Source organism: Mycobacterium ulcerans subsp. shinshuense, from assembly GCF_002355775.1.
Lineage (GTDB): Bacteria > Actinomycetota > Actinomycetes > Mycobacteriales > Mycobacteriaceae > Mycobacterium > Mycobacterium marinum.
Genome location: NZ_AP017624.1, coordinates 5664006 through 5686233, shown reverse-complemented (window position 1 = coordinate 5686233; position 22228 = coordinate 5664006). Strand labels below are relative to the sequence as shown.

General features: G+C 68.1%; 16 protein-coding genes, 1 tRNA gene and 4 pseudogenes. 10 read left to right on the top strand and 11 right to left on the bottom strand.

What is annotated here, in order from left to right:
• Positions 1-157: 157 nt before the first annotated feature.
• From SHTP_RS25255 to SHTP_RS25245, 3 genes are all read right to left on the bottom strand, one after another.
• Positions 158-247, bottom strand: a tRNA-Ser gene (locus SHTP_RS25255).
• A 29-nt stretch (positions 248-276) separates the two neighbouring features.
• Positions 277-735 (bottom strand): nucleoside deaminase, encoded by a 459-nt coding sequence (locus tag SHTP_RS25250; protein WP_012396801.1) that lies wholly within the window; start codon positions 733-735, stop codon positions 277-279.
• On the bottom strand, positions 732-1253 hold the full coding sequence (locus SHTP_RS25245) for a tRNA adenosine deaminase-associated protein (RefSeq protein ID WP_011741974.1): 522 nt from the start codon (positions 1251-1253) through the stop codon (positions 732-734). Before SHTP_RS25245 ends, SHTP_RS25250 begins: the two co-directional genes overlap by 4 nt.
• A gap of 131 nt (positions 1254-1384) precedes the next feature.
• On the opposite strand from SHTP_RS25245, the gene SHTP_RS25240 reads away from it, so the two are divergent.
• On the top strand, positions 1385-2329 hold the full coding sequence (locus SHTP_RS25240; RefSeq protein WP_051045895.1) for a prephenate dehydrogenase: 945 nt from the start codon (positions 1385-1387) through the stop codon (positions 2327-2329).
• Here the strand turns inward: SHTP_RS25240 and SHTP_RS25235 are convergent.
• The 5 genes and pseudogenes from SHTP_RS25235 to SHTP_RS25215 form a co-directional block, all read right to left on the bottom strand.
• Positions 2292-2891 (bottom strand): putative glycolipid-binding domain-containing protein, encoded by a 600-nt coding sequence (locus SHTP_RS25235; protein WP_096372137.1) that lies wholly within the window; start codon positions 2889-2891, stop codon positions 2292-2294. The two genes, SHTP_RS25240 and SHTP_RS25235, sit on opposite strands and share 38 nt — an antisense overlap.
• A gap of 4 nt (positions 2892-2895) precedes the next feature.
• A complete protein-coding gene (locus tag SHTP_RS25230) occupies positions 2896-3642 on the bottom strand; it encodes an ABC transporter permease (RefSeq protein ID WP_096372136.1) in 747 nt (248 codons plus the stop codon).
• Complete coding sequence (locus SHTP_RS25225) at positions 3639-4319, bottom strand: ABC transporter permease (protein WP_096372135.1); 681 nt, start codon at positions 4317-4319, stop codon at positions 3639-3641. The genes SHTP_RS25230 and SHTP_RS25225 overlap by 4 nt, the downstream gene beginning before the upstream one ends.
• Positions 4320-4328: 9 nt before the next feature.
• Positions 4329-5417, bottom strand: a pseudogene (locus SHTP_RS25220) (ABC transporter ATP-binding protein).
• Positions 5418-5436: 19 nt separating this feature from the next.
• A complete protein-coding gene (locus SHTP_RS25215) occupies positions 5437-6366 on the bottom strand; it encodes an ABC transporter substrate-binding protein (RefSeq protein ID WP_096372134.1) in 930 nt (309 codons plus the stop codon).
• Positions 6367-6498: 132 nt separating this feature from the next.
• Here SHTP_RS25215 and SHTP_RS25210 point away from each other — a divergent pair, with 132 nt between their 5' ends.
• Positions 6499-6876, top strand: a complete 378-nt coding sequence (locus SHTP_RS25210) for a LapA family protein (RefSeq protein WP_197706207.1) — start codon at positions 6499-6501, stop codon at positions 6874-6876.
• 62 nt (positions 6877-6938) lie between these two features.
• Here the strand turns inward: SHTP_RS25210 and SHTP_RS25205 are convergent.
• Positions 6939-7991, bottom strand: a pseudogene (locus SHTP_RS25205) (phosphotransferase family protein).
• An 85-nt stretch (positions 7992-8076) separates the two neighbouring features.
• The gene (locus SHTP_RS25200) at positions 8077-8685 is read right to left on the bottom strand and encodes a histidine phosphatase family protein (RefSeq protein WP_096372133.1); all 609 of its coding nucleotides are present in this window, start codon (positions 8683-8685) and stop codon (positions 8077-8079) included.
• Between the two features lie 408 nt (positions 8686-9093).
• Here SHTP_RS25200 and SHTP_RS25195 point away from each other — a divergent pair, with 408 nt between their 5' ends.
• The 7 genes and pseudogenes from SHTP_RS25195 to SHTP_RS25165 all read left to right on the top strand — a co-directional run bounded on the left by SHTP_RS25195 (position 9094) and on the right by SHTP_RS25165 (position 19664).
• Positions 9094-12207, top strand: a complete 3114-nt coding sequence (locus tag SHTP_RS25195; protein ID WP_096372661.1) for a PE family protein — start codon at positions 9094-9096, stop codon at positions 12205-12207.
• Positions 12208-12415: 208 nt separating this feature from the next.
• Positions 12416-14779, top strand: a complete 2364-nt coding sequence (locus SHTP_RS25190; protein WP_096372132.1) for a PE family protein — start codon at positions 12416-12418, stop codon at positions 14777-14779.
• A gap of 172 nt (positions 14780-14951) precedes the next feature.
• Positions 14952-16004 carry a phosphotransferase family protein gene (locus tag SHTP_RS25185; protein ID WP_096372660.1) on the top strand — a complete coding sequence of 351 codons (1053 nt, stop codon included), beginning with the start codon at positions 14952-14954 and terminating at the stop codon, positions 16002-16004.
• Between the two features lies 1 nt (position 16005).
• Positions 16006-16770 carry an SDR family NAD(P)-dependent oxidoreductase gene (locus tag SHTP_RS25180; RefSeq protein WP_096372131.1) on the top strand — a complete coding sequence of 255 codons (765 nt, stop codon included), beginning with the start codon at positions 16006-16008 and terminating at the stop codon, positions 16768-16770.
• Positions 16771-16787: 17 nt separating this feature from the next.
• Positions 16788-18095, top strand: coding sequence for an acyl-CoA dehydrogenase family protein (locus tag SHTP_RS25175; RefSeq protein ID WP_096372130.1), 1308 nt, complete (start codon positions 16788-16790; stop codon positions 18093-18095).
• Positions 18092-18694: a TetR/AcrR family transcriptional regulator gene (locus SHTP_RS25170; RefSeq protein ID WP_096372129.1), complete on the top strand. Its 603-nt coding sequence runs from the start codon at positions 18092-18094 to the stop codon at positions 18692-18694. Before SHTP_RS25175 ends, SHTP_RS25170 begins: the two co-directional genes overlap by 4 nt.
• Positions 18695-19664 (top strand): annotated as a pseudogene (locus SHTP_RS25165) (NADPH:quinone oxidoreductase family protein).
• Between the two features lie 6 nt (positions 19665-19670).
• On the opposite strand, the pseudogene SHTP_RS25160 reads toward SHTP_RS25165, so the two are convergent.
• Positions 19671-21550, bottom strand: a pseudogene (locus SHTP_RS25160) (alkyl/aryl-sulfatase).
• Positions 21551-21729: 179 nt separating this feature from the next.
• Here SHTP_RS25160 and SHTP_RS25155 point away from each other — a divergent pair.
• Positions 21730-22215, top strand: a complete 486-nt coding sequence (locus tag SHTP_RS25155; RefSeq protein WP_096372128.1) for a lipoprotein LpqH — start codon at positions 21730-21732, stop codon at positions 22213-22215.
• The last annotated feature ends 13 nt before the right edge of the window (positions 22216-22228 follow it).

Here is a 22228-nt window from a genome sequence, read left to right as displayed (position 1 = left end):
CCACGATGGCCACGGGGCTGTGATGCTGCCCGGCCTTGGTCCGCTCGTCGAAGATTGCGCGCCAATCCACGCCAAGAACAAAAACCCCGGCCGACGGCCGGGGAATCTGTAGCCGATGACGCGACCCGTGGTGTCACCCACGGGTCGACTCATCGCTTGGCGGTGGCGGAGGGATTTGAACCCTCGGACGGTTTTAGCCGTCACACGCTTTCGAGGCGTGCTCCTTAGGCCGCTCGGACACGCCACCGCCGAGCAGCTTACCGAACCGATGGCCCGTCACCCCAATCGCTGGCGGCCGAAGAACTCTTCCAGGGGCGCAGCGCACTCCTGCGCGAGGACACCACCGCGCACTTGCGGGCGGTGATTAAGCCGACGATCGCGCACCACATCCCACAAGGAACCGACCGCGCCAGTCTTGGGTTCCCACGCACCGAACACCAAACGAGCCACCCGCGCCAGCACCAGAGCACCCGCACACATGGTGCACGGTTCGACCGTTACCGCCAGCGTGGCGCCTTCGAGCCGCCACCCATCCCCGAGCACTCGCGCCGCCGCCCGCAACGCCAGGATCTCGGCGTGGGCGGTCGGATCGCCGAGTTCCTCGCGGGCGTTTACCGCGCGGGCGAGTTCGGTCCCGTCAGCGGAGATCACCACCGCACCGATGGGTACGTCGCGCGGACCGGCCGTCGCTGCTGCCGCCAGGGCGGCGCGGACCAGATCTTCGTCCGCGATCACCGACCGAGGCGGTCGATGATCGCCGACAGCTGCTCCGCGAAGCCCATTTCCCGGGCGATGCGGCCGAGTTGTTCGTCGGCGTAGAGGTCAGTCTCGTCGAGGATGACCCCCAGCACGGCCTCGGGCAGGCCGATATCTGCCAGCAGGCCCAAATCGCCTTCCTCGAACGGGTCGGCATCCTCGAGGTCCTCGGGATCTATTTCAGAGTCCAGGCTGTCTAGGACTTCAGCCGCGATGTCGTAGTCAAGTGCCGCGGTGGCGTCCGACAACAGCAGCCGTGTCCCTGAAGGCGCCGGACGCAGGATGACAAAGAACTCGTCATCGATGTCCAGGAGCCCGAAGACAGCTCCCGAGCTGCGCAATTCCCGCAGCTCGGTTTCGGCCTCCGACAGCGTGGCCAAGGCCTTCGGACTCATCGCGGCGCAACGCCATTTGCCTTCTTCACGAACCACGGCAACGCCGAAACCGTCCGGCGTTTCCGCGGACGGGCCTTTCGCTGCGGCCCGTTGTGCTCCCATGGGCGCTTACGGTAGTCGCTGGCCAGGTTTGTGACCAGATGACCCTTGACCAGCGCCGCTGGGCAAGCGCGGCGGCGGACACGCACAAGCAATACAAGTGTGCCAACCTTGGGACTGTGCAGACGACACCCGTGTGTGTACTCGGGCTGGGCTTGATCGGTGGTTCCATCATGCGGGCCACCGCTGCAGCAGATCGTGTGGTCTTCGGCTACAACCGGTCGGTGGAAGGCGCCAACGGCGCCCAGTCGGACGGATTTGAGGCCACCACCGATCTCGCCGAAACACTGGCCCGGGCCGCCGACACCACCGCATTGATTGTGCTGGCCGTTCCTATGCCGGCGTTGCCGAGCATGCTGACCCACATCCGCGAGTTGGCCCCTAACTGCCCGCTGACCGACGTGACCAGCGTCAAGACCGCCGTCTTGGAGGAAGTCACCGAGGCCGGTCTGCGCGAGCGCTTCGTCGGCGGTCACCCGATGACCGGCACCGCACACTCCGGTTGGGGGGCTGGTCACGGCGCCCTATTCACGCGGGCACCCTGGGTCGTCAGCGTCGACGACCACGTGGATCCCGTGGTGTGGTCGATGGTGATGCAGCTGGCGCTGGACTGCGGAGCGGTGGTCGTGCCGGCCAAGTCCGACGAGCACGACGCGGCCGCGGCGGCGATCTCACATCTGCCCCACCTGCTCGCCGAGGCACTGGCGGTCACCGCCGCCGAAGTCCCCCTGGCTTTTGCTCTCGCCGCGGGTTCGTTCCGGGACGCCACCCGCGTTGCCGGCACCGCTCCCGACCTGGTTCGGGCGATGTGCGAGGCCAACACCGGACAGTTGGTGCCGGCTGCGGACCGAATCATCGAATTGCTCAACCGCGCACGCGATTCGTTGGCCTGCAATGGCTCGGTGGCCGACCTGGTCGACGCGGGCAACGCCGCGCGCACCCGCTACGAGAGCTTCCCGCGCTCCGACATCTCCACGGTGACGATCGGCGAGCCGCGCTGGCGCGAACGACTGGCGGCGGCCGGCCGGGCGGGCGGCGTGATCAAATCCGCTCTGCCAAGCCTGGATAGTCCAGGATGAAACCTTCATCGTCGACGGTCACGGTGGTATCGGCGACCGGGGAGCGCAACTTGATGCCATCCAGGCGGCCCTCACTGCTGTAGCTCACGGTGGCCGCGTCGACACTCATCTCCGGCACGTTGACGTAGACCATCGGCAAGGTGATCATCTCCGCACGCTCGTGGATTCCGAGGCGCCGGATCGGCAGCGCGTTGAAGAACGAGCTGAACACCAGGTCGATGTCCAGCGCTCCGTTGTACCCCGCTCGGCTCTCACCCTGGTGGTCGGTGACCAACCACATGTTCTCTTCGTCCCGGGCGATCGCGAGCTGACGTTCCCGCTCGGCCAGCGTGACGGTCAGTCCGAACCGCTTGGTGGCGCCGGTCTCGTCGGTCTGCAGATCGTAGAAAGCGCCGAATGCGGGATTGCTGGCGGTAGCGGCCGCCACAATGCGGCCATTTGCCCTGATCCGCTTGCCGGACACCTGAATTCGTACCGATTCCATGCGCGAGACGTCTTGAGCACGCCACGTCAACATAGCCGTCCAGAGGCACCGAGCCGGATCAGAGGAAACTGAGTTCACATCTCTACCGTAGGACGTGTGAACCAACCGCGGCGGAATTGGGACTAACTGCAACGTCAATTCGGTCATCTGGCTGGTGCCAGAACCTGCTCACGCGGCCGGTACCGGGCACCGACGCCCATCCCGCCAACGCCAGCAGCCCGTCCAAAGACAGCGCCAGCGCCGCCACCATCAGCGCACCGACCAAGGCGATATGGAACTGACGTTCCTTGATCCCATCGATCAGGTAGCGGCCCAGCCCGCCCAGGCTGGCGTAGGCAGCCACCATCGCGGTGGCAACCACCTGCAGCGTCGCGCTGCGCAACCCGCCGAGTATCAGTGGCAGGGCGTTGGGCATCTCGACGCGCAACACCACCTGGGCCTCGGTCATCCCCATCGCACGGGCGGCATCGACCAGCAGCGGGTCGACGCTGGCGATGCCCGCGTAGGTGCCGGCAAGTAGCGGCGGCATGCCCAACAGCATCAGCGCGACTATCGGCGGCCCCAGACCCAGCCCGAACAACAGCACACCGAGCAGCAACACGCCCAGCGTCGGCAAGGCGCGCAGCCCGTTGACCGCGCTCACCACCAGCAACTGACCACGGCCGGTGTGGCCGATGATCAACCCAATCGGTATGGCAACCAGTGCCGACGCCGTCACGGCCAGCGCGGTGTATTCCAGGTGCTCGGCGGTGCGGTGGGCCAGGCCGGCCGATCCGGTCCAATTTGCGGCGGTGGACAAGTAGGACAGCGCCTGTTGCAGGAAGTTCATCGAGCCCCACCCACGATCGGAGATCTGAACCGACGCCGGCCACGCGAGCTGCGCTCCCACGGCGTGGCCAACCTGCCGGCCACGTTGAGCACCATGTCGATCAGAATGGCCAGGACAAACATCACGATGATGCCGGCCACGATCTGGTCACTCTTGTCCATCAGGTAACCCGCGGTGAACCAGGTGCCCAGACCGCCGATGCCGATCACCGCCCCCACCGAAACCATCGCGATATTGGTCACGACGACCACCCGCAGGCCGGATACCAGCACCGGAATTGACAGCGGCAGTTCGACTTTCAGCATTCGCGCAATCGGCGAATAGCCGACCGCCACGGCGGCATCCCGGACCTGCGCGGGCACCGCATCCAGGGCCTCCAGCACCGCACGCACCAGCAGGGCGGTGGTGTAGGCCGACAGCGCGATGATCACGTTCGCCTCTTGCAGGATCCGCGTCTTGATGATCAGCGGCAACACCACGAACAGCGCGAGCGACGGGATGGTGAAGACCACGCTGGCGGTTGCCGTCGTCAACCGACGAAGCGTCGGTGCGTGCTGCACGAACAAGCCCAGCGGGATCGCGATCGCCGTACCGATCAGCACCGGAATCAACGACAGCCGCAGATGGACCATGGTCAGCGCCCAGGCGGTGCCGAGGTGGGTCATCAAGTAATGCATACCCGGGCCTTATCGCCGGCTTTTCAACGCGGACAGCACGTCATCGGCCAGCACTCCACCGATGACCTTGCCGCCGTCGTCGACGGCCACACCCATGGATGACGGCTACGACAGCGCGGCATCCAGCGCCTGGCTAAGGTTGCCGTAGGGCCGGAACACCGCCCCGACCACGGTCATGGCGTCCGGCAAGGTCGCACCATCGCGATGGCGGCGCAATCCGTCGGCGTCAATCCAGCCCACCGGGACGTCATCGTCGCTGACCACCAGCGCCCAGCCATCGGGCGGTTGCGAGCGCCCCAGACTGCTCACACAGATCCGCTCGAGGTCATCTAGCTCGATCCCCACCCCATCGAAGAGTTGCAGCAACCGGTAGCCACGGCCCAAACCAATGAATTTCGACACGAACTCATTGGCCGGGCGGGCCAGCAGTCGGGCGGGCTGGTCACATTGCTGCAACCGACCGCCCGGCGCGAACACCGCCACAACCTCACCGAGTTTGAACGCCTCGTCGATGTCGTGCGTGACGAAAACGATGGTCTTGTGTAGATCGCTTTGCAGACGCAGGATTTCGTTCTGCAGGTCATGGCGTACCACCGGGTCGACAGCAGAGAAGGCCTCGTCCATCAACAGGATCGGCGGGTCAGCCGCCAGCGCCCGCGCCAGCCCGACCCGCTGTTGTTCGCCACCGGAGAGTTGGGCCGGATAACGGCTGGCCACCTTGGGGTTCAGACCTACCCGTTCGAGTACTTCGTAGGCGGCTTTGCGGGCGGCCCGGCGGGACTGCCCCTTCAACACCGGCACCGTCGCGACATTGTCGATCACCCGCTGATGGGGCATCAGCCCCGCGTTTTGGATGACGTAGCCGATTCCGAGGCGAGCCTTCACCGGGTTCACCGTGGAGACGTCGGTGCCGTTGACGGTGACGGCGCCCGAACTCGGCTCGACCATGCGATTGATCATGCGCAGCGCCGTCGTCTTGCCACAGCCCGATGGGCCGACGAAAACGGTCAGCATGCCGTCGGCGACCTCGAGGCTCAGTTGGTCCACGGCGGTGGTGCCGTCGGCGTACACCTTGTCGACATTGCCAAACCTGATCAATGCGTTTCCCAGTTGGTCTCTAGGGCCGGATCGGATGATCGAAGCCGTTGTCGTGCAGCCATTTCCGTGCGGCCTCATTAGGGTCGATGCCACCGTTGCCCGATACCGAAGCGTTGAGCTCAGCCACGCCTTCGGTGGTCAACTTCGCGGACATCGCATCCAGGACGTCTTTGATGCGATCGGACTTCTTCTGCGAATTGAGCAGCGGCACAATGTTGCCGGCCCGAAAGTTGTGCTCCGGATCGACGAGCACCACCAGGTGGTTCTGCCGGATCGCCGGTGACGTGCTGAAAATGTCGGCGGCGTCGACCGTTCCGTCCAGCAACGCGCGCACTGTTACCGCGCCGCCGCCGTCGTTGATCGTCACGAAATTCTGAGGTGAGATGTCGAGCCCGTATTTCTCGCGCAGCCCACGCAATCCGGACGGCCTGTTCTGGAACGCCGAGGGCGCCGCGAACCGCAGATTCGCGGAATGCGGGGCCAGGTCCGCGATCGTCTTCAGGTTCCACTTGCCGGCGGTCGCACTGGTGACGGTGACCGTGTCGGTATCCGAAGCCGGCGACGGCGTGAGAACCGACAGATCGCCGGGCAGCCGCCGGTAGAGCTCCAGTTCGACGGCGTCCAGCAGGGTCACGGTGGCGTGTGGATCGAAGTACAGCAAGAGGTTTCCGATGTACTCCGGAACCAGATCGATGGAATGGTCCTTGAGCGCCGGGATGTAGGTTTCGCGGCTGCCGATTCCCAACCGCATTCCGACCTCGAAGCCATTTGCCCGCAACGCCTGTGCATAGAGTTCGGCGACAATCTGCGATTCCGAGAAGTCGCCAGACCCGACCACGATCGAGTTGATGTCACAGCTGGTGGTCCCGAACGGGTCCGAACTGCCACAGGCCGCGACCGAACACACCATCACAACGCACAGCGCTGCGGCGAGTGTTGCGCGGCACATGCGCCGCAGCGTCCCCCTGCACCCGACACTATCGTCCGCAATGGTGTGTTGCCGCGCAGACGTGAAAGCGCAGCAAAGTTGCCAGCGGAGATTTAATTACCTTCACCGCGGAAAAAGGGTAAACATGACGGTATGAGCAGCAACCAATCTGGCCCAGCTGGTCCCCCACCCCAGACCAAAGCGCCCTCGACGCCGGCGCCAAAGCCCGCTCCGAGTTCGGGGGAACCCCCGATCAAGTTCACCCGGGCGGCCGCGTTGTGGTCCTCACTGATCACCGGCTTCCTGGTGCTGATCGTCTTGCTGATCTTCATCGCCCAAAACACCGCCTCGACGGCTTTCGCCTTCTTCGGCTGGCATTGGAGCCTGCCCCTGGGCGTGGCGATACTGCTGGCGGCCGTGGGGGGCGGTTTGCTGACCGTCGCGGTCGGCACCGCGCGGATTCTGCAGCTGCGCCGCGAGGCGAAAAAGAGTCACGCGCAGGCACTGCGGGCCACCAACCCCGGGCGTTGACCGGCCGCGCACGCCAATCGGGCTCGCACCCCGGAAAACCCCGGCAGACATTCGATCTGAGGCTAGGAGATCGGCTTGCTGATCTCCGCCAGGCCACGAGAGATCAACGGCGAAACGACCTCGGGGGCCTCATCGGAGGCATCGGTTTTCCCATCGGCCAGCTCGGACATGCGTCTGCGGAAGTCGATACCGGCGGCGATGATGGCGAGTTTGAAGTAGGCCAACGCCATGTAGAACTCCCAATGCCCCAGCGACATCCCGGAAACCAGCGAATACCGGTCGGCCAACTCGTCGGCCGTCGGTAGCAATGGGGACGTCCAGGCGGCCTGGGTGTTGACGATCAGGTCCAGTGCGGGGTCGCGATACACGCACATCAGCGCCGCGTCGCTGAGCGGATCCCCCAGCGTCGAAAGTTCCCAATCGACCACCGCGCGAACCCGCGTCGGGTCATCGGCGTCCAAGATGGTGTTGTCGATCCGGTAGTCGCCGTGCACGATCGACGTGCGACTCTACGTCGGAATAGCTTGCTGCAGAGCCGAATGCAGTCGCGCGACGTCGCCGTCACGGCGGTCGTCAGGCAACCGCACCAGGTCCCACTGCGACCCCCATCGACGCACCTGACGCTGCAGGTAGCCGTCGGGTTTGCCGAAATCGCCAAGCCCAACGGCGCCCGGATCGATGCTGTGCAGGTCGACGAGCACCCGGATCAGTGAGTCAACACAGCCGTCGATCGCCCTGCTACCCAGCACTTCGAGCTGGGCCCGCCGGCGCACCACCTGCCCGGCCACGAACTCCACAATCTGGAAGGGCGCGCCCAGCACCGTGTCGTCCTCGCACAGCGCGATCGCGCGGGCCACCGGAACCGGGGTGTCCTGCAGCGCCGCCACCACCCGGTATTCACGAGCCATGTCGTGCGCCGAAGGCGTCAGCCCATGCAACGGTGGCCGCCGCACCAGCCAACTCGTCGCATCGTCGTAGACCCGGAATGTCAGATTGGAGCGGCCGCCGGAGATCAGCTCGCCGCGTAGCTCACCCTCTCGCCCCAGACCGAGTGAACGCAGATACCCGTCCAGCGCGGCCAGGTCGAGGCCGTCGAGTCGGTCTACCGAAGTCACCGAACTTGTTTACCACCGCCCACCATCCATTTGCTCTCCGGGCGTGTCGGCACGTCGAAATTCGTCGGCGGCAGCTGCCGCTGGGCTACCACCGCTGGTTTCGGGGCAGCAGATCCCACACGTGTTCGGTCGAATTCACCGTGGCCACCGTGGCCTGGCCGGTCCGCGAGAATAGCAGCCGGGTGATCGAGGCGTAGTCGATAGGAAACGACAAGAGCCGCGCGGTCCCCAGAATCTCGTGCAGCACCACGTTGATCACTCCGCCATGGCTGAACACCGCGACCGTGTCGTCGGAGCCAGCCGCGGACACCACGTCGTCAACCACCGCACGAACCCGCGCACGAAAGGCGTCCTCATCGACCGCGCTGGGCAGCTTCCCCTGCGCCATCCGCGCCCACTCCTGGGGCTTCTCGGTGCGGATCTGCTCGACGGGAATGTAGTGCGGCAGGTCGCGGTCGTATTCGGCGAAGCGACCGTCGATGTCGATGGCCAGGCCGCGCGCGGTCGCGACGGGTTCGGCGGTCTGGACGGCACGGCGCTGTGGACTGCTGATCACCCGGGTGATGGGGAACCGGGAAAGCGCCTCGGGCAGGCGGCTGACCTGCGCTACCCCGGTGTCGGACAGGACCGGATCCGAACCTTCGCCATGCTCGCTGCGCAGCGGCAGCGCGTGCCGGACCAGCAGCATCTGCATATGGGCTCCCATGCGGTGGTTGGTGTGGTGCGCTGCCCACGGTCGGGGTCGCTCGGCCCAGCCTCGCACGTGGCCTCACCGCATGGGGTGGCCGGTGCCCGCTGTGGTGGCCATTGTCCGAGCGCGGAAATCGTGGGTTCATGCCTGGTTTGGGCAGGCGCTGGCCGGGTTGTGGCTTTCGCGGGTGAGCCCCCCCGGTTTGCGTGCGTGAGACGCGAACGGTGTCTGACGGTCAGCAATGTTGCTGTTCATCACCGCGGGGTTGAGACGGCCGCGAGAGCGTGGTCCGGGGTGGCCCTTCTCAACATTTGATGGCGGATTTGATTCGCCAATACGGCGCTGGCCTGCGCATTTATCGTCAGCGATGTTGTTGGGCCAAAGGCCTTGTCGACCGATGGGTGGTGCGCTGTGTCGTTTGTGAATGTGGCTCCGCAGCAGTTGAGTGCGGCGGCAGCGGAGGTGGCTGGCATCGGGTCAGCGGTGAGTACTGCCAGCAGGGCGGCGGCGGCTCCGACGATGGGGTTGTTGGCCGCTGGCGCCGATGAGGTGTCGGTGGGGATCGCTGCGTTGTTCGCCGATCACGCGCAGGAGTACGAGGTGGTGCTCGAGGAGTTTCTGGACGGCCTGCAGGGATGGTTCGGGCGGACCCTTGACGTCGCCGCGAAGGCCTACGCGAGTGCGGAGGCCGCCAGCGCCGCCGCGTTGGGGCAGGTGTGGGACGCCACGGCCGGGCCGACCGCAGTGCTGTCCGGTGCCTACGAGGCGGCGGCCGCCGCGGCCAAAGCCGGGGAGGGCCCGGTGGGGGTGGTGCAGGCGGTGATCGGCGCGGAATCTGACGCATTGTTGGTGCAGCCAGCACATACGCTGAGCCAGGCCTGGATCACCAGTCCGCTGGGCCAGGTGGTGGATCCGGTGATCAATGCGCCGTTCGAGGCAGCAATCGGGCGGGACTTGATCGGCAATGGCGCACCGGGGGTGGCCGGAGTCAACGGCGGCGCGGGCGAGGCGGGTGGCTTGCTGTTCGGTGATGGCGGGACGGGGGCGGCGGCCACGGCCACCACCGTTGCCGGCCGCAGTGGAGATGCGGGGTTGATCGGGACCGGCGGGGCCGGCGGAGCGGGTCTGGCTGGCTCGAGTGCGGCCACAATGGCCGGCGGAGCCGGCGGCCGCGGTGGATTGTTGCTCGGCGACGGCGGGGCCGGCGCGCCCGGGGCGGCGTCGTTTGACCCGAATGTTGCCGGGGGCGCCGGAGGCGCCGGCGGTGACGCCGGGAAAATCGGCGATGGTGGTCGCGGCGGCGACGGCGGGCACGGCGCCACCGGTACCCCCGGCGACGCGACCCATCTCGAAGGCGGCAGGGGTAGTGACGGTGGGGCCGGCGGCAAAGGAGGCAACGCCGGCGACTACGGCCACGGTGGGGCCGGCGGCACGGGTGGCCAGGGCGGCCAGGGCGGCACGGGCGGCGCCGGGCTCACCCCGGGCGACAAAGGGTTTCAAGGCGGTCTCGGGGGTAGCGGCTGGGTTGGCGGGGCTGGCGGCGAGGGCGGCCTGATCAAGGGCAACGGTGGCGCCGGCGGGGCAGGTGGCATCGGCGGGACCGGCGGCATCGGCGGTGACGGCTCACGAGGCGATACACCTCTAGGTCCCTTCAATGTTGACGGCCATTCCGGTGGGGACGGCGGTCGCGGCGGCCTCGGCGGCAACGGTGGTCACGGCGGCGTTGGTGGTGGGCACACCGCCGGAAACGGATTCAACGACGGCACCACGGGCGCCGGCGGTGTCGGCGGCACCGGCGGTGACGGCCTGCACACCGCACTGGGGCGCCAAGGAAACGGTGGTGCCGGCGGGCACGGCGGGAGTGGCAATCAGGGCGGTTACGGCGGCCTCAGCGGTGATGAATCGAGCGGAGCCGCCCAGGGCGCCACCGGAAACGACGGTAACGGCGGTAACGGCGGCAAGGGCGCCAACGGCAATGCCGCACTCGGCGCCAACCGCAACGGCGGCAATGGCGGTATCGGCGGTACTGGTTTCATTGGCGGCAACGGCGGCAACGGAGGCGGCGGCGTCGCCGGCGGGGCCGGCGGAAACGGCGGAAACGGCGCTGCCGGAGTCAGCGCAGGAGGCGCAGGAGGCGCCGGCGGCGCCGGCGGTGAGGGCAACGGCGCCAACGACGTCGACGGCGGAATCGGCGGAAACGGCAGCGCCGGCGGTCACGGCGCCAGCACCGGAGGCACCGGCGGAAACGGCGGCGCCGGCGGAAACGGCAACGGCGGCACCGCAGGCACCGGCGGCAAAGGCGGGGATGGCGGCACCGCCAGCGATGACGGGGTTGGCGGCGACGGTGGTAGCGGGGGCCGAGGGGGCGACGGCAACACCCGATACACCCCAAGAGGAAACGTCGGTGGCCATGGCGGCAATGGCGGTACCGGCGGCAACGGCGGCGACGGTGGAAACGGCGGGATCAACGCCAACGGCGCGGCCGGCGGCGCGGGCGGCAACGGTGGCGCCGGCGGCGGCAGCACGTTGTTGGCCAACGGGCACGGCGGGGCCGGCGGGAATGGCGGCAATGGGGGCATCGGCGGCGAGAATGCGTCCAACCGCGGGGCGACTGGTGGTGCCACCGGCGTCGGCGGGATTGGTGGCGCCGGCGCCAATGAAACCTACGGCGGGAGTGGCGGTTCCGGCGGTGCCGCCGGCAACGGTGGGGTTGGTGGCCTCAACGGCGTCGGTGGAAACGGCGGGGTCGGCGGCCACGGCGGCAACGGCGCCAACGGCCAGTTCAACGGCGGCAACGGGGGCAAGGGCGGCGTCGGCGGCACCGGCGGCGCCGGAACCACCGCCGGCAATGGGGGCCACGGCGGGACCGGCGGGACCGGCGGTGACGGCCAGACCGCTGCCGGCGTTGGTGGTAGCGGGGGTACCGGCGGCAACGGTGGTTCCTCCAACACTGCCCACGGCGTCGCCGGCAAGGGCGGGGCTGGCGGCGACGCCGGCGACGCCGGCCGCGGAGTACAGGCTGGCGCCCAAGGCGGGCACGGCGGCAAGGGCGGGCTTGGCGGAGACAACGTCTACGGAGCCGGCGGCGCGGGCGGCGACGGCGGGCGCGGCGGCTCGGGCGGCTACGCCGGTAACGGTGGCCCCTGGTCAAGTCCCGGCACCGGCGGCACCGGCGGCACCGGCGGCACCGGCGGCGACGGCGGGCGCGGCGGCAGCGGCGGCGCCGGTGGAGACGGGGCGGGCACGTTCGCCGGCAACGGTGGCAACGGCGGCCTAGGTGGTGCCGGCGGCCTGGGCACCGACGGCTACGGCGGCTGGGGCGGCGAGGGCGGGTGGGGCGGCAACGGCGGCACCACCAGGGTGAGCTCCGCCGTCGGCGGCTCCGGCGGCAATGGCGGCCACGGCGGCACCAGCACCCTGAACGGACAGCAGGTTGTCGGCAGCGACGGTGGCCCCGGCGAAGGCCCCGGACCAAACCGCTCGGGCGGCGAGGGAGGCAGTCGCGGTCGCCCTGGTGGCCGCTAGTCGCCAACGTGATGTTGGCCCACAGGGCCCCGGCGCGGCAGCCACGAGACGGCGTTGCCGCGTGGTGGAGATGAGCGGGTTGGGTGGGGATGGGTGAATTTTCCCGGAAAACCGGAATTGTCGGTTTTCAGATAGCTAGTATCGCTGTGCTCACGGTGTGGTGATTGCGTGTTGGTGTTGGGCGAGCTACCAGCCGGGGGAGACGGTCATGTCTTTTGTGTTTGCTAGCCCGGAGGTGTTGGGGACCGCTGCCGCCCAGGCGGCGGTGATCGGCTCGGGTGTGCAGACCGCCGGGGCGTGGGCGGCGGGGCCGACCACGGCGTTGGCGGGAGCATTGGGCGCCGATGAGGTGTCGGTGGCGGTGGCCCGGCTATTTGATGGTCATGGGCAGGCCTATCAGACGATCAGCGCGCAGGCGGCGGTGTTTCATGGCCGATTTGTCGCGGCGTTGGATGCGGCCGCGGATTCCTATGCCGGGGCCGAGGCGGCGGGGGTATCGGTGTTGCAGAGCGCCGGCGCCGATGTGATGGGGGCCCTCAATGCCCCGACGATGGCCTGGTTGGGGCGCCCGCTTATCGGTGATGGCGCCAATGGGGTGGATGGCACCGGAGGCAATGGCGGCGCCGGCGGCCTGTTGTGGGGCAATGGGGGTCGGGGCGGATCGGGTGCGGCCGGTCAGGCCGGGGGCCGTGGGGGCAGCGCCGGGTTGATCGGTACCGGCGGTGTCGGCGGGGCCGGCGGGGCCTCCGCGAGCGGGGCCGGCGGTGTCGGGGGCGGCGGGGGCGCCGGCGGCTGGCTGTTCGGTGCTGGGGGCCAAGGCGGGACCGGCGGCAATGGCCTGACCACCGTCGGGGTGGGGGGTCATGGCGGCGGCACGGGGTTGTTCGGGGCCGGTGGGGCCGGCGGGGCCGGCGGCATCTCGGGTACGGGTGTGGGCGGTGGCGGCGGTCATGGCGGTAACGGCGGCTGGGTGGCCGGCGACGGTGGAGCCGGCGGGACCGGGGGCACCTCCAACACTGGGGCCGGGGGCTCCGGTGGAGGCGCGGGCCGAGGCGGCTGGATGTTCGGTGATGGCGGGGCCGGCGGGGCCGGCGGGGCGGGTGCCCAGGGTTTGACCGGACAAACCGGCCAGACCGGACACGACGGCGGGGCCGGCGGGGCCGGCGGGGCCGGCGGCCGAGGCGGCTGGCTGTTCAGTGCCGGCGGTGCGGGCGGAGCCGGAGGCGCGGGCGCAACCGCGACGACCGCCGGGACCAGCGGCGGCAACGGCGGTAACGGCGGGGCCGGGGGTAACGGCGGTGATGGCGGGGCCGGCGGTAACGGCGGTGGCACCGGCTGGTTCGGCTGCACCGGGATAACCGGGGCCGGCGGTAACGGCGCGATCGCCGGCAACGGCGGCGCTGGCGCCAACGGTGATGCCCTGCACCTCGACGGCGGTGACGGCGGCAACGGCGGTAACCCCGGCGCCGGCGGCGCCGGCGGGACCGGCGGGACGGGTTCACACACCGGCGCCCACGGCCTGGCCGGCACCACCCCCACCACCAACGCCGGCGACGGCGGACGCGGCGGAGACGGCTACACCTCCACCGACCCCACCCTCAACGGCGGCACCGGCGCCAACGGTGACGCCACCCACGTCGACGGCGGCAACGGCGGCAACGGCGCCAACCCCGGCATCGGCGGACTCGGCGGGGCCGGCGGCACCGGCGGCGACGGCACCGACACCGCCGCCCACGGCATCAACGGCACCACCCCCACCACCACCAACGGCAGCGGCGGACGCGGCGGAGACGGCTACACCTCCACCGACCCCACCCTCAACGGCGGCAACGGCGGCACCGGCGGAAACGGCGGCGACTACGGAAACGGCGGAAACGGCGGAAACGGCGGAAACGGCGGAAACGGCGGAAACGGCGCCACCGGAACCACCGGCACCAACCCCACCCCCCACCCCGTCACCAGCACCGCCAACCCCGGAACCGACGCGTCCGGCAATCAAACCCTCTTCAACGGCGGCACCGGCGGCACCGGCGACAACGGCGCCTACGCCGGCCAAGCAGGCGGCACCGGCGGCAACGGCTACGCCGACTTCGACCAGCCCTTCGGCGGTAACGGTGGCGACGGCGGCAGCGGCGGACCCGGCACCATCGGCGGCACCGGCGGAACAGGCGGCTACGCCGCAATCGCCGGCGGCTGGGGCGGTGACGGTGGGGCAGGCGGCGACGGCGGCGGCACCGGCGGAAACGGCGGCAACGGCGGCAACGGCGGCGGCAACGGCGGAACGGGCGGCAACGGCGGAAACGGCGGCATCGGGGCTACCGGAGGCACCGGCGGAGACGGCGGCAACGGCGGCAGCGGAGGCGACGGCGGCACCGGCGGCAACGGCGGCGCCGGAGGCGAAACCCCCTCAACCCAGAGCCCCGACGGTCAGCCCGGGGCAACCGGGGCGATGGGGGCTAGCGGCCAAGACGGCATCGCCGGCGCCACCCCCGGCACCGGCACCGGCGGACCCCCCGCCGGTGGACCCGACGGGAACGGGGGTGACGGCGGACCCGGCGTCCCTGGGCCCTAAGTGGCGATGCCCTGCTCGTCGCTGGGGCGCTGCTATATCCACGGCTCGCGCGCGTTCACCGAATACTCGGCGTATCAGACCACCGGGGTTCCGTGCGGCCACTGCTCGTCCGGGCCCGCCCCACTCCCACCGAGAATGCTATTCTCCAAAATGAGAGTTTGCAATGCGGCCGATGGAGACCGAAGGCGGGACCTCGCTGAATGCGGCTGTTCTGGGGCGCTGGCTGGATAGCCGCCATGCGCCCGGCAGCGGCGAGGAGCCCGTGCTCGAGCAGCTCGGGGGCGGTTCGCAGAACACGCTGTATCGGGTGCGCCGCGGCGATCAGAGCATGGTGCTGCGCATGCCCGGCCCGCGTGCCGACGCGGCCCGCATTGACGGCTTGTTGCGCGAGATCCGGCTGGTAAGGGCCCTGTCCGGCACCGACGTGCCGCACGCAGAACTGATCGCTACCGACGAGACCGGATCGGTGCTGGGCATGCCGTTCTACCTGATGAGGGCCATCGATGGATGGAGCCCGATGGACGGCGGGTGGCCCGCACCCTTCGACACCGACCTGCCAGCCCGCCGCGGGCTGGCGCTGCAACTCGTCGAGGGGGCGACCAAACTGGGCCGGGTGGACTGGCGCGGCCAGGGCCTGGAGGGCTTCGGCCGCCCGGACGGATTCCATGAGCGCCAGGTCGACCGGTGGCTGCACTTTCTCGCGGCCTACCAGGTGCGCGAACTGCCCGGGCTGGACGCGGCCTCGGACTGGTTGCGCCGCAACCGGCCGGCGCATTACACGCCGGGCATCATGCACGGCGACTACCAGTTCGCCAATGTCATGTTCGCCCACGGGGAACCCGCCCGACTGGCCGCGATTGTGGACTGGGAGATGACCACGATCGGCGACCCGCTGCTGGATCTGGCCTGGTCACTGCTGCGCTATGACGGTGAAGAGCCGCGCGCCGACGGGTTCTACCTGGACATGAGTGCCATGCCGAAGCGCAGCGAACTGCTCGAGCACTACGAGAAGGTCAGCGGGCTGTCCACCGACAACATCGACTACTACCTGGTGTTGGCGAACTGGAAACTGGGCATCGTGCTGGAGAAGACCTACGCCGCCGCCGTGCGCGCCGGGCCCCACACAGGCGGGGTGGATCCCAAGATCAAGGACGCGTTCGCTGCGATGATCCCCCGGCTGATCGCCACCGCCGCCGAGCTGGCCCGCGCAACCAAGGCGCGTTGAAATGGGTTATGCCGACCAGCTTTTCGACCTCACCGACCACGTCGTCCTGATCACCGGGGGCAGCCGCGGCCTGGGCCGGCAGATGGCCTTTGCGGCGGCACGCTGCGGCGCCGACGTGGTGATCACCAGCCGCAACCTGGATAACTGCGTGGCCACCGCCACCGAGATCGAGTCCGAGACCGGGCGCTCCGCCCTGGCCTATCAAGTGCATGTGGGGCGCTGGGATCAGCTCGACGGGCTGGTCGCGGCGTCCTACGAACGCTTCGGCAAGATCGACACACTGATCAACAACGCGGGCATGTCGCCGCTCTACGACAAGCTGAGCGACGTCACCGAGAAGCTGTTCGATGCGGTGCTCAACCTCAACCTCAAGGGCCCGTTCCGGCTCTCGGCGTTGGTCGGTGAGCGGATGGTGGCTGCCGATGGAGGCTCCATCATCAACGTGAGTTCGGCCGGTTCGCTGCGCCCGAGCGCCGACATCATTCCCTATGCCGCGGCAAAGGCCGGGCTCAACGCGATGACCGAGGGCCTGGCGCGGGCATTCGGACCGACGGTGCGCGTCAACACATTGATGGCCGGGCCGTTTCTGACCGATGTCAGCAAGGCCTGGAACCTCGATGCGGCCACGCAGAATCCATTCGGCCACCTAGCTCTGCGGCGCGCCGGAAACCCACCCGAAATCGTCGGAGCGGCATTGTTTCTGGCTTCTGATGCATCCAGCTTCACCACCGGATCGATCTTGCGCGCCGACGGCGGCATTCCCTGAAAGACAGGAGCACGCGAATGCCTTGGGACTTCTCCACCGAACCGGAGTTCGAGAAGAAGCTCGACTGGATCCGCGGGTTCGTGCGCGAGGAGGTGGAACCGCTCGAGGTGGTGTTCCCCGGCTGCGAGTTCCTGCCGCTCAACGATGAACGCCGCCGCATCGTGGATCCCCTCAAACAACGAGTTCGCGACGAAGGCTTGTGGGCCCCACATTTGGGTCCGGAACTCGGCGGGCAGGGCTTTGGCGCGGTGAAACTGACCCTAAGCAACGAGATCCTGGGACGCAGCCCCTGGGCTCCGATCGTGTTCGGCACCCAGGCACCCGACACCGGCAACGCGGAGATCATTGCGCGGTTTGGCACCCCGGATCAAAAGGACCGCTACCTGCAGGGCTTGCTGTCCGGCGAGATCTTCTCCTGCTTCTCCATGACCGAGCCGCAGGGCGGTGCCGATCCGCGCGTCTTCACCACCCGCGCCGTCCGCGACGGTGACGATTGGGTGATCAGCGGCCGCAAGTATTTCTCGTCCAACGCCTCGGTCGCATCGTTTTTCATCGTCGTCGCGATCACCAATCCGGATGTGGCCGTTCACCACGGAGCGTCGACGTTCCTGGTCCCGGCTGGAACCAAGGGCTTGACCATCGAAACCAACCACCACCTGGTCGGCGCCCTGCCCCACGAACCGGGTCACTCCCTGGTGCAATACGACGACGTTCGAGTCGGTGCGGATGCGCTGCTTGGGGAACCGGGGCAGGGATTTCTGATCCTGCAAACCCGCCTGGCCGGTGGCCGGCTGCATCACGCGATGCGCTCCATCGGGGTGGCGCAGCGTGCGGTCGAGATGATGTCACGTCGAGCGAAAAGTCGATTCACCCAGGGCAGTTCGCTGGCCGATAAGCAGTTGGTGCAAGCGTTCATCGCCGACTCCTACACCGAGCTGATGCCGTTCCGGCTGGCGGTGCTGCACGCGGCCTGGATGATCGACACCGCCGGCGAGCACGCGGCGCGCGCCGAGATCGGCGCCTGCAAGATCCTGGCATCCCAAGTGCTCAAATCGATTGGTCTGCGTGCCATCCAGGTGCACGGCGCGCTGGGCACCACCGATCAGCTACCGCTGGTCAGCGTGCTACTAGGCGGTGTTGCGCTGGGGCTGGCAGACGGCCCCACCGAAGCCCACAAGGTGAACCTGGCGCGGATGCTGCTGAAGAACTACGAGCCCGAAGACCCGCAGTGGCCCAGCGAATCACTGGCCGTCCGGCAAGCGGCCGCCCGCGCCAAGTACGGCCAACTCGTCGACCGTGTTCCGGCCCTTCCCGATTCACCATGAGCGATCGAGTCACCGCCGCAGTCGAGCGCGCGCTCGATGACCGCCAGCGCGAGGCCACCGAGGAAGTGGAGCGCATTCTCGCCGCCGCGGTGCGGGTGATGGAACGCGCCGCTCCCGAACCTCCACGGGTCAGCGACATCGTCGCCGAGGCCGGTTCGTCGAACAAGGCGTTCTATCGGTATTTCGCCGGCAAGGACGATCTGATCCTGGCCGTGATGGAGCGCGGTGTCGCCATTGTGGTGTCCTACCTGGAACATCAGATGGCCAAGGAGTCACGCCCGGACACCAAGATCGCGCGCTGGATCGAGGGCACGCTAGCCCAGGTTGCCGACCCCCACCTGATCAGCATGAGTCGCGCGGCCGCCGGGCAACTGTCGAATTGGCTTGCAACCGACCGGGAAATGCTGCGCCCGCTGCGTGATCTACTCACCGCACCGGTCACCGCACTGGGCAGCTCCGACGTGGATCGTGACGTCGAGGCGGTCTACGGTTGCACGGTTGCGACGATGCGCAGGTACGTGGGTTCGGCCGAGCGGCCCGGCCGAGACGACATCGAGCATCTCGTACAGTTCTGTCTGCTCGGGCTGGGAGTCAGTTGAATGCGCGCGATCGTCTGTAACGCCTACGGTCCACCGGAAGATCTGGTGCTGGACGAAGTTCCCGATCCCGTTCCCGCACCCGGTCAGGTGCTGGTGCGGGTTCGCGCCGCGGCGGTCAACTTTCCCGACGTGCTGTTCATCGCGGGCAAGTACCAGATCAAGATCCTACCCCCCGTTCGTCCCCGGCAACGAGATCGCCGGCGAAGTCGTGGGCGCCGGCGCGGGCGTGACTCTGGTTCCGGGGCAACGCGTATTCGGCACGACGTTCGGGGCGTTCGCCGAGTTGGCGCTGCTCGACGGGGCCGCGGCCCAACCCATCCCCGACGGCGCCGACTTCGCGTCCGCCGCCGCGTTCGGCGTCACCTACCGCACCGCCTATCATGCGCTGCGCTCGGTAGCCCAAGTGTCGCAGGGTGATTGGGTTGTGGTGCTCGGCGCGGCAGGCGGTGTGGGCCTGGCCGCCGTCGATCTGGCGGTGGCGATGGGTGCCCGGGTGCTGGCAGCGGCATCCAGTCCGGAGAAGCTGGGTTTGTGCCGCCAGCGCGGCGCCGAGGCCGTCGTCGACTATGACCAGGAGGACCTGAAGCTGCGAATCCGGGAACTGACCGGAGAGAGCGCCCGCGTCGTCCTCGATCCCGTCGGCGGATCGTACGCCGAACCCGCGCTGCGTGGTCTGGCCCGCGGGGGCATCTTCGTCACCCTGGGCTACGCGGCCGGATCCATTCCGGCCATTCCGCTCAACCTGGTGATGCTCAAGAACCTCACCATCCGCGGCATGGAGATCCGCACCTTCATGGGCGACTACCCCGACGAGTGCGCCCGCGATGTCGCAGAGCTGTCACAGATGTTCGCCGCCGGAAAGATCCGGCCGCACATCGGCGCCCGCTTCCCATTGGCCGACACGCCTGCCGCGCTGCGCTACGTCGCCGAACGCAAGGTGCTGGGCAAGGTGGTGATCGACGTCGCGTGATGGCCGCTAGGGCACGATGATGTTGAAGTCGGGGTCCGGCTCATCGAGCACACCGGCCAGCGTCTGCAACACCGACTCGTCCCCGGAGACCTCGAGCCCGGGCGAGGTGACGTCGCCCATCGCCACGGCCAGCAGCCGAGACTTGTTCTGCAGCTTGACGGTTGCCGATGCCGTCGCTTCATCCGCGGCGACCTTGCGGTGCACCAGCACACCATTGCTCAGCGCAAGCCGGTAGTTGGCGTTGAGGTCCTCGAACGTCACATCGATGGTGAGGTCCAGGTCCCAGCTGCGCGGACCGTCGATGCGGATCGCCAGGCTGTCGAAGATCTGTTCCGGAGTCAGCTGGGTCAGCAGAGTCGGCGAGGTGGTTTGCACGGCGGTGCCGAACTTGCCGTCGCGCAAATCGGCCGCGCCGCACAGGAAGAAGTTGCGCCACACCGCGTTCTCGGCGCCATAGGCCAACTGCTCCAGTGTGTCGGCGTAGAGAGTCCGGGCCGCGGAATGCTCGCTGTCGGTGAACACCGCGTGATCGAGCAGCGTGGCCGCCCAGCGGAAGTCGCCGGAATCGAAAGCCTGCTGGGCGAGTTCAACCACCTGATCGATCCCGCCCATGGCCTCGACGTAGCGAGGCGCGAGCTCTTCGGGGGGATGCGGCCACAGCCGGCCGGGGTTGCCGTCGAACCAACCCATGTATCGCTGATAAACGGCTTTGACGTTGTGGTTGACCGACCCGTAGTAGCCGCGGGTATGCCAGGCCTGCTCCAATGCCGGCGGCATCTGGAACATTTCAGCGATCTCCACACCGGTGTAACCCTGGTTGAGCAGCCGCAGCGTCTGGTCATGCAGGTACGCGTAGAGGTCTCGTTGCAGCGCCAGGAATTCGACGATGCGTTCACGGCCCCAGGTCGGCCAGTGGTGGGATGCGAAGACCACGTCGGCGCGGTCGGCGAACGTATCGATCGCCTCGGTGAGGTAGCCCGACCAGGCATGCGGGTCACGCACCAGCGCGCCGCGCAGCGTCAGCAGGTTGTGCAGATTGTGGGTGGCGTTTTCGGCCATGCACACGGCGCGGAACTTCGGGAAATAGAAGTGCATCTCGGCGGGGGCTTCGGTGCCCGGCGCCATCTGGAATTCGATCTCCACGCCGTCGATGGTGTGTTTTTCCCCGGTCGAACGGATGTCGACAGTCGGGTTGATGATGGCGACCTCGCCGATCGATGGCGTCTGGCCGAGCCCGCAGCCCACTTGCGCCTGCGGTCCACGTTCGAGCAATGTGCCGTACATGTAGGTCGCACGGCGGGTCATCGCCGGTCCCGCGTAGACGTTCTCCTGAACGGCATGCTCGGTGAAGCCTTGCGGGCGAGCACCTTCACCTTGCCCGCGTCCACGTCGTCCTGAGAGGTAACGCCGAGCACTCCGCCGAAATGATCGACGTGACTGTGGGTATAGATCACCGCGACCACCGGCCGGTCCGCATCGCGGTGGGCGCGGTACAGGGTCAACGCGGCGGCCGCGACCTCGGTGGATACCAAGGGGTCGATGACGATGATTCCGGTGTCACCCTCGACAAAGGTGATGTTGGACAGGTCGAATCCGCGAACCTGGTAGATGCCCGGCACGACTTCGTACAAGCCTTGTTTGGCAGCCAGTGTCGATTGGCGCCACAGACTGGGATGCACCGATGTGGGCGCGGGGCCGTCGAGAAACGAATACGCGTCGTTGTCCCACACGACTCGGCCGTCGGCGGCCTTGATGACGCACGGGGTCAAGGCCGCGATGAAGCCACGGTCAGCGTCGTCGAAATCTCGGGTGTCCTGTAGCGGTAGGGAGTGTTCGCCATGAGCCGATTCGATCGCCGCGGTAGGGGGTTTGTGGTCCACCGGCACTACATTGCCATCAGCATCACCGCCGTCGATAGGCCGGTGCAGCGACTTTGCGCGGCGATGTGCCAGCGAACTCGGAAATATTTTTCTCGCGGTCCCTAGACCTCGGGTCCAGTTAACCCGCATACTGCCGAAGCCGTCCTCAATGCCGATGGCCGCTACACACGGGCAAAGGAGCACAGGTGAAGCGTGGACTGACGGTCGCGGTTGCCGGAGCGGCCATTTTTGTCGCGGGTCTTTCCGGATGTTCGAGCAACAAGTCGACCACAAGCGGTGGCGAAAGCTCGAGTACGGGCTCGACATCAGCAAGCACCGGAGGCGGTCAAGCCTCCGGCACAAAGGTCCTCATCGATGGGCAAGACCAGCACGTGACCGGCTCCGTCGTATGCACGACGGCCGCGGGCAACGTCAACATCGCGATCGGTGGAGCAGCCACCGGTATCGCCGCGGTGCTCACCGACGCCAACCCCCCGGAGGTCAAGTCGGTCGGGCTCGGCAACGTCAACGGCGTGACGCTGGGCTACACGTCGGGCACCGGCCAGGGCAACGCCTCGGCGACCAAGGACGGCAGCAGGTACAAGATCAGCGGCACGGCGACCGGGGTCGACATGGCCAACCCGATGTCCCCGGTGAACAAGCCGTTCGAAATCAACGTGACCTGCCCCTAGTCCGCCCACGGTG

What these genes read in the sequence shown, in the direction of transcription:
- SHTP_RS25245 (WP_011741974.1), bottom strand. Translation starts at nt 1,253, where the DNA reads ATGGGAGCACAACGGGCCGCAGCGAAAGGCCCGTCCGCGGAAACGCCG.
- SHTP_RS25230 (WP_096372136.1), bottom strand. Translation starts at nt 3,642, where the DNA reads ATGAACTTCCTGCAACAGGCGCTGTCCTACTTGTCCACCGCCGCAAAT.
- SHTP_RS25225 (WP_096372135.1), bottom strand. Translation starts at nt 4,319, where the DNA reads ATGCATTACTTGATGACCCACCTCGGCACCGCCTGGGCGCTGACCATG.
- SHTP_RS25215 (WP_096372134.1), bottom strand. Translation starts at nt 6,366, where the DNA reads ATGTGCCGCGCAACACTCGCCGCAGCGCTGTGCGTTGTGATGGTGTGT.
- SHTP_RS25210 (WP_197706207.1), top strand. Translation starts at nt 6,499, where the DNA reads ATGAGCAGCAACCAATCTGGCCCAGCTGGTCCCCCACCCCAGACCAAA.
- SHTP_RS25200 (WP_096372133.1), bottom strand. Translation starts at nt 8,685, where the DNA reads ATGCAGATGCTGCTGGTCCGGCACGCGCTGCCGCTGCGCAGCGAGCAT.
- SHTP_RS25190 (WP_096372132.1), top strand. Translation starts at nt 12,416, where the DNA reads ATGTCTTTTGTGTTTGCTAGCCCGGAGGTGTTGGGGACCGCTGCCGCC.
- SHTP_RS25185 (WP_096372660.1), top strand. Translation starts at nt 14,952, where the DNA reads ATGGAGACCGAAGGCGGGACCTCGCTGAATGCGGCTGTTCTGGGGCGC.
- SHTP_RS25180 (WP_096372131.1), top strand. Translation starts at nt 16,006, where the DNA reads ATGGGTTATGCCGACCAGCTTTTCGACCTCACCGACCACGTCGTCCTG.
- SHTP_RS25175 (WP_096372130.1), top strand. Translation starts at nt 16,788, where the DNA reads ATGCCTTGGGACTTCTCCACCGAACCGGAGTTCGAGAAGAAGCTCGAC.
- SHTP_RS25170 (WP_096372129.1), top strand. Translation starts at nt 18,092, where the DNA reads ATGAGCGATCGAGTCACCGCCGCAGTCGAGCGCGCGCTCGATGACCGC.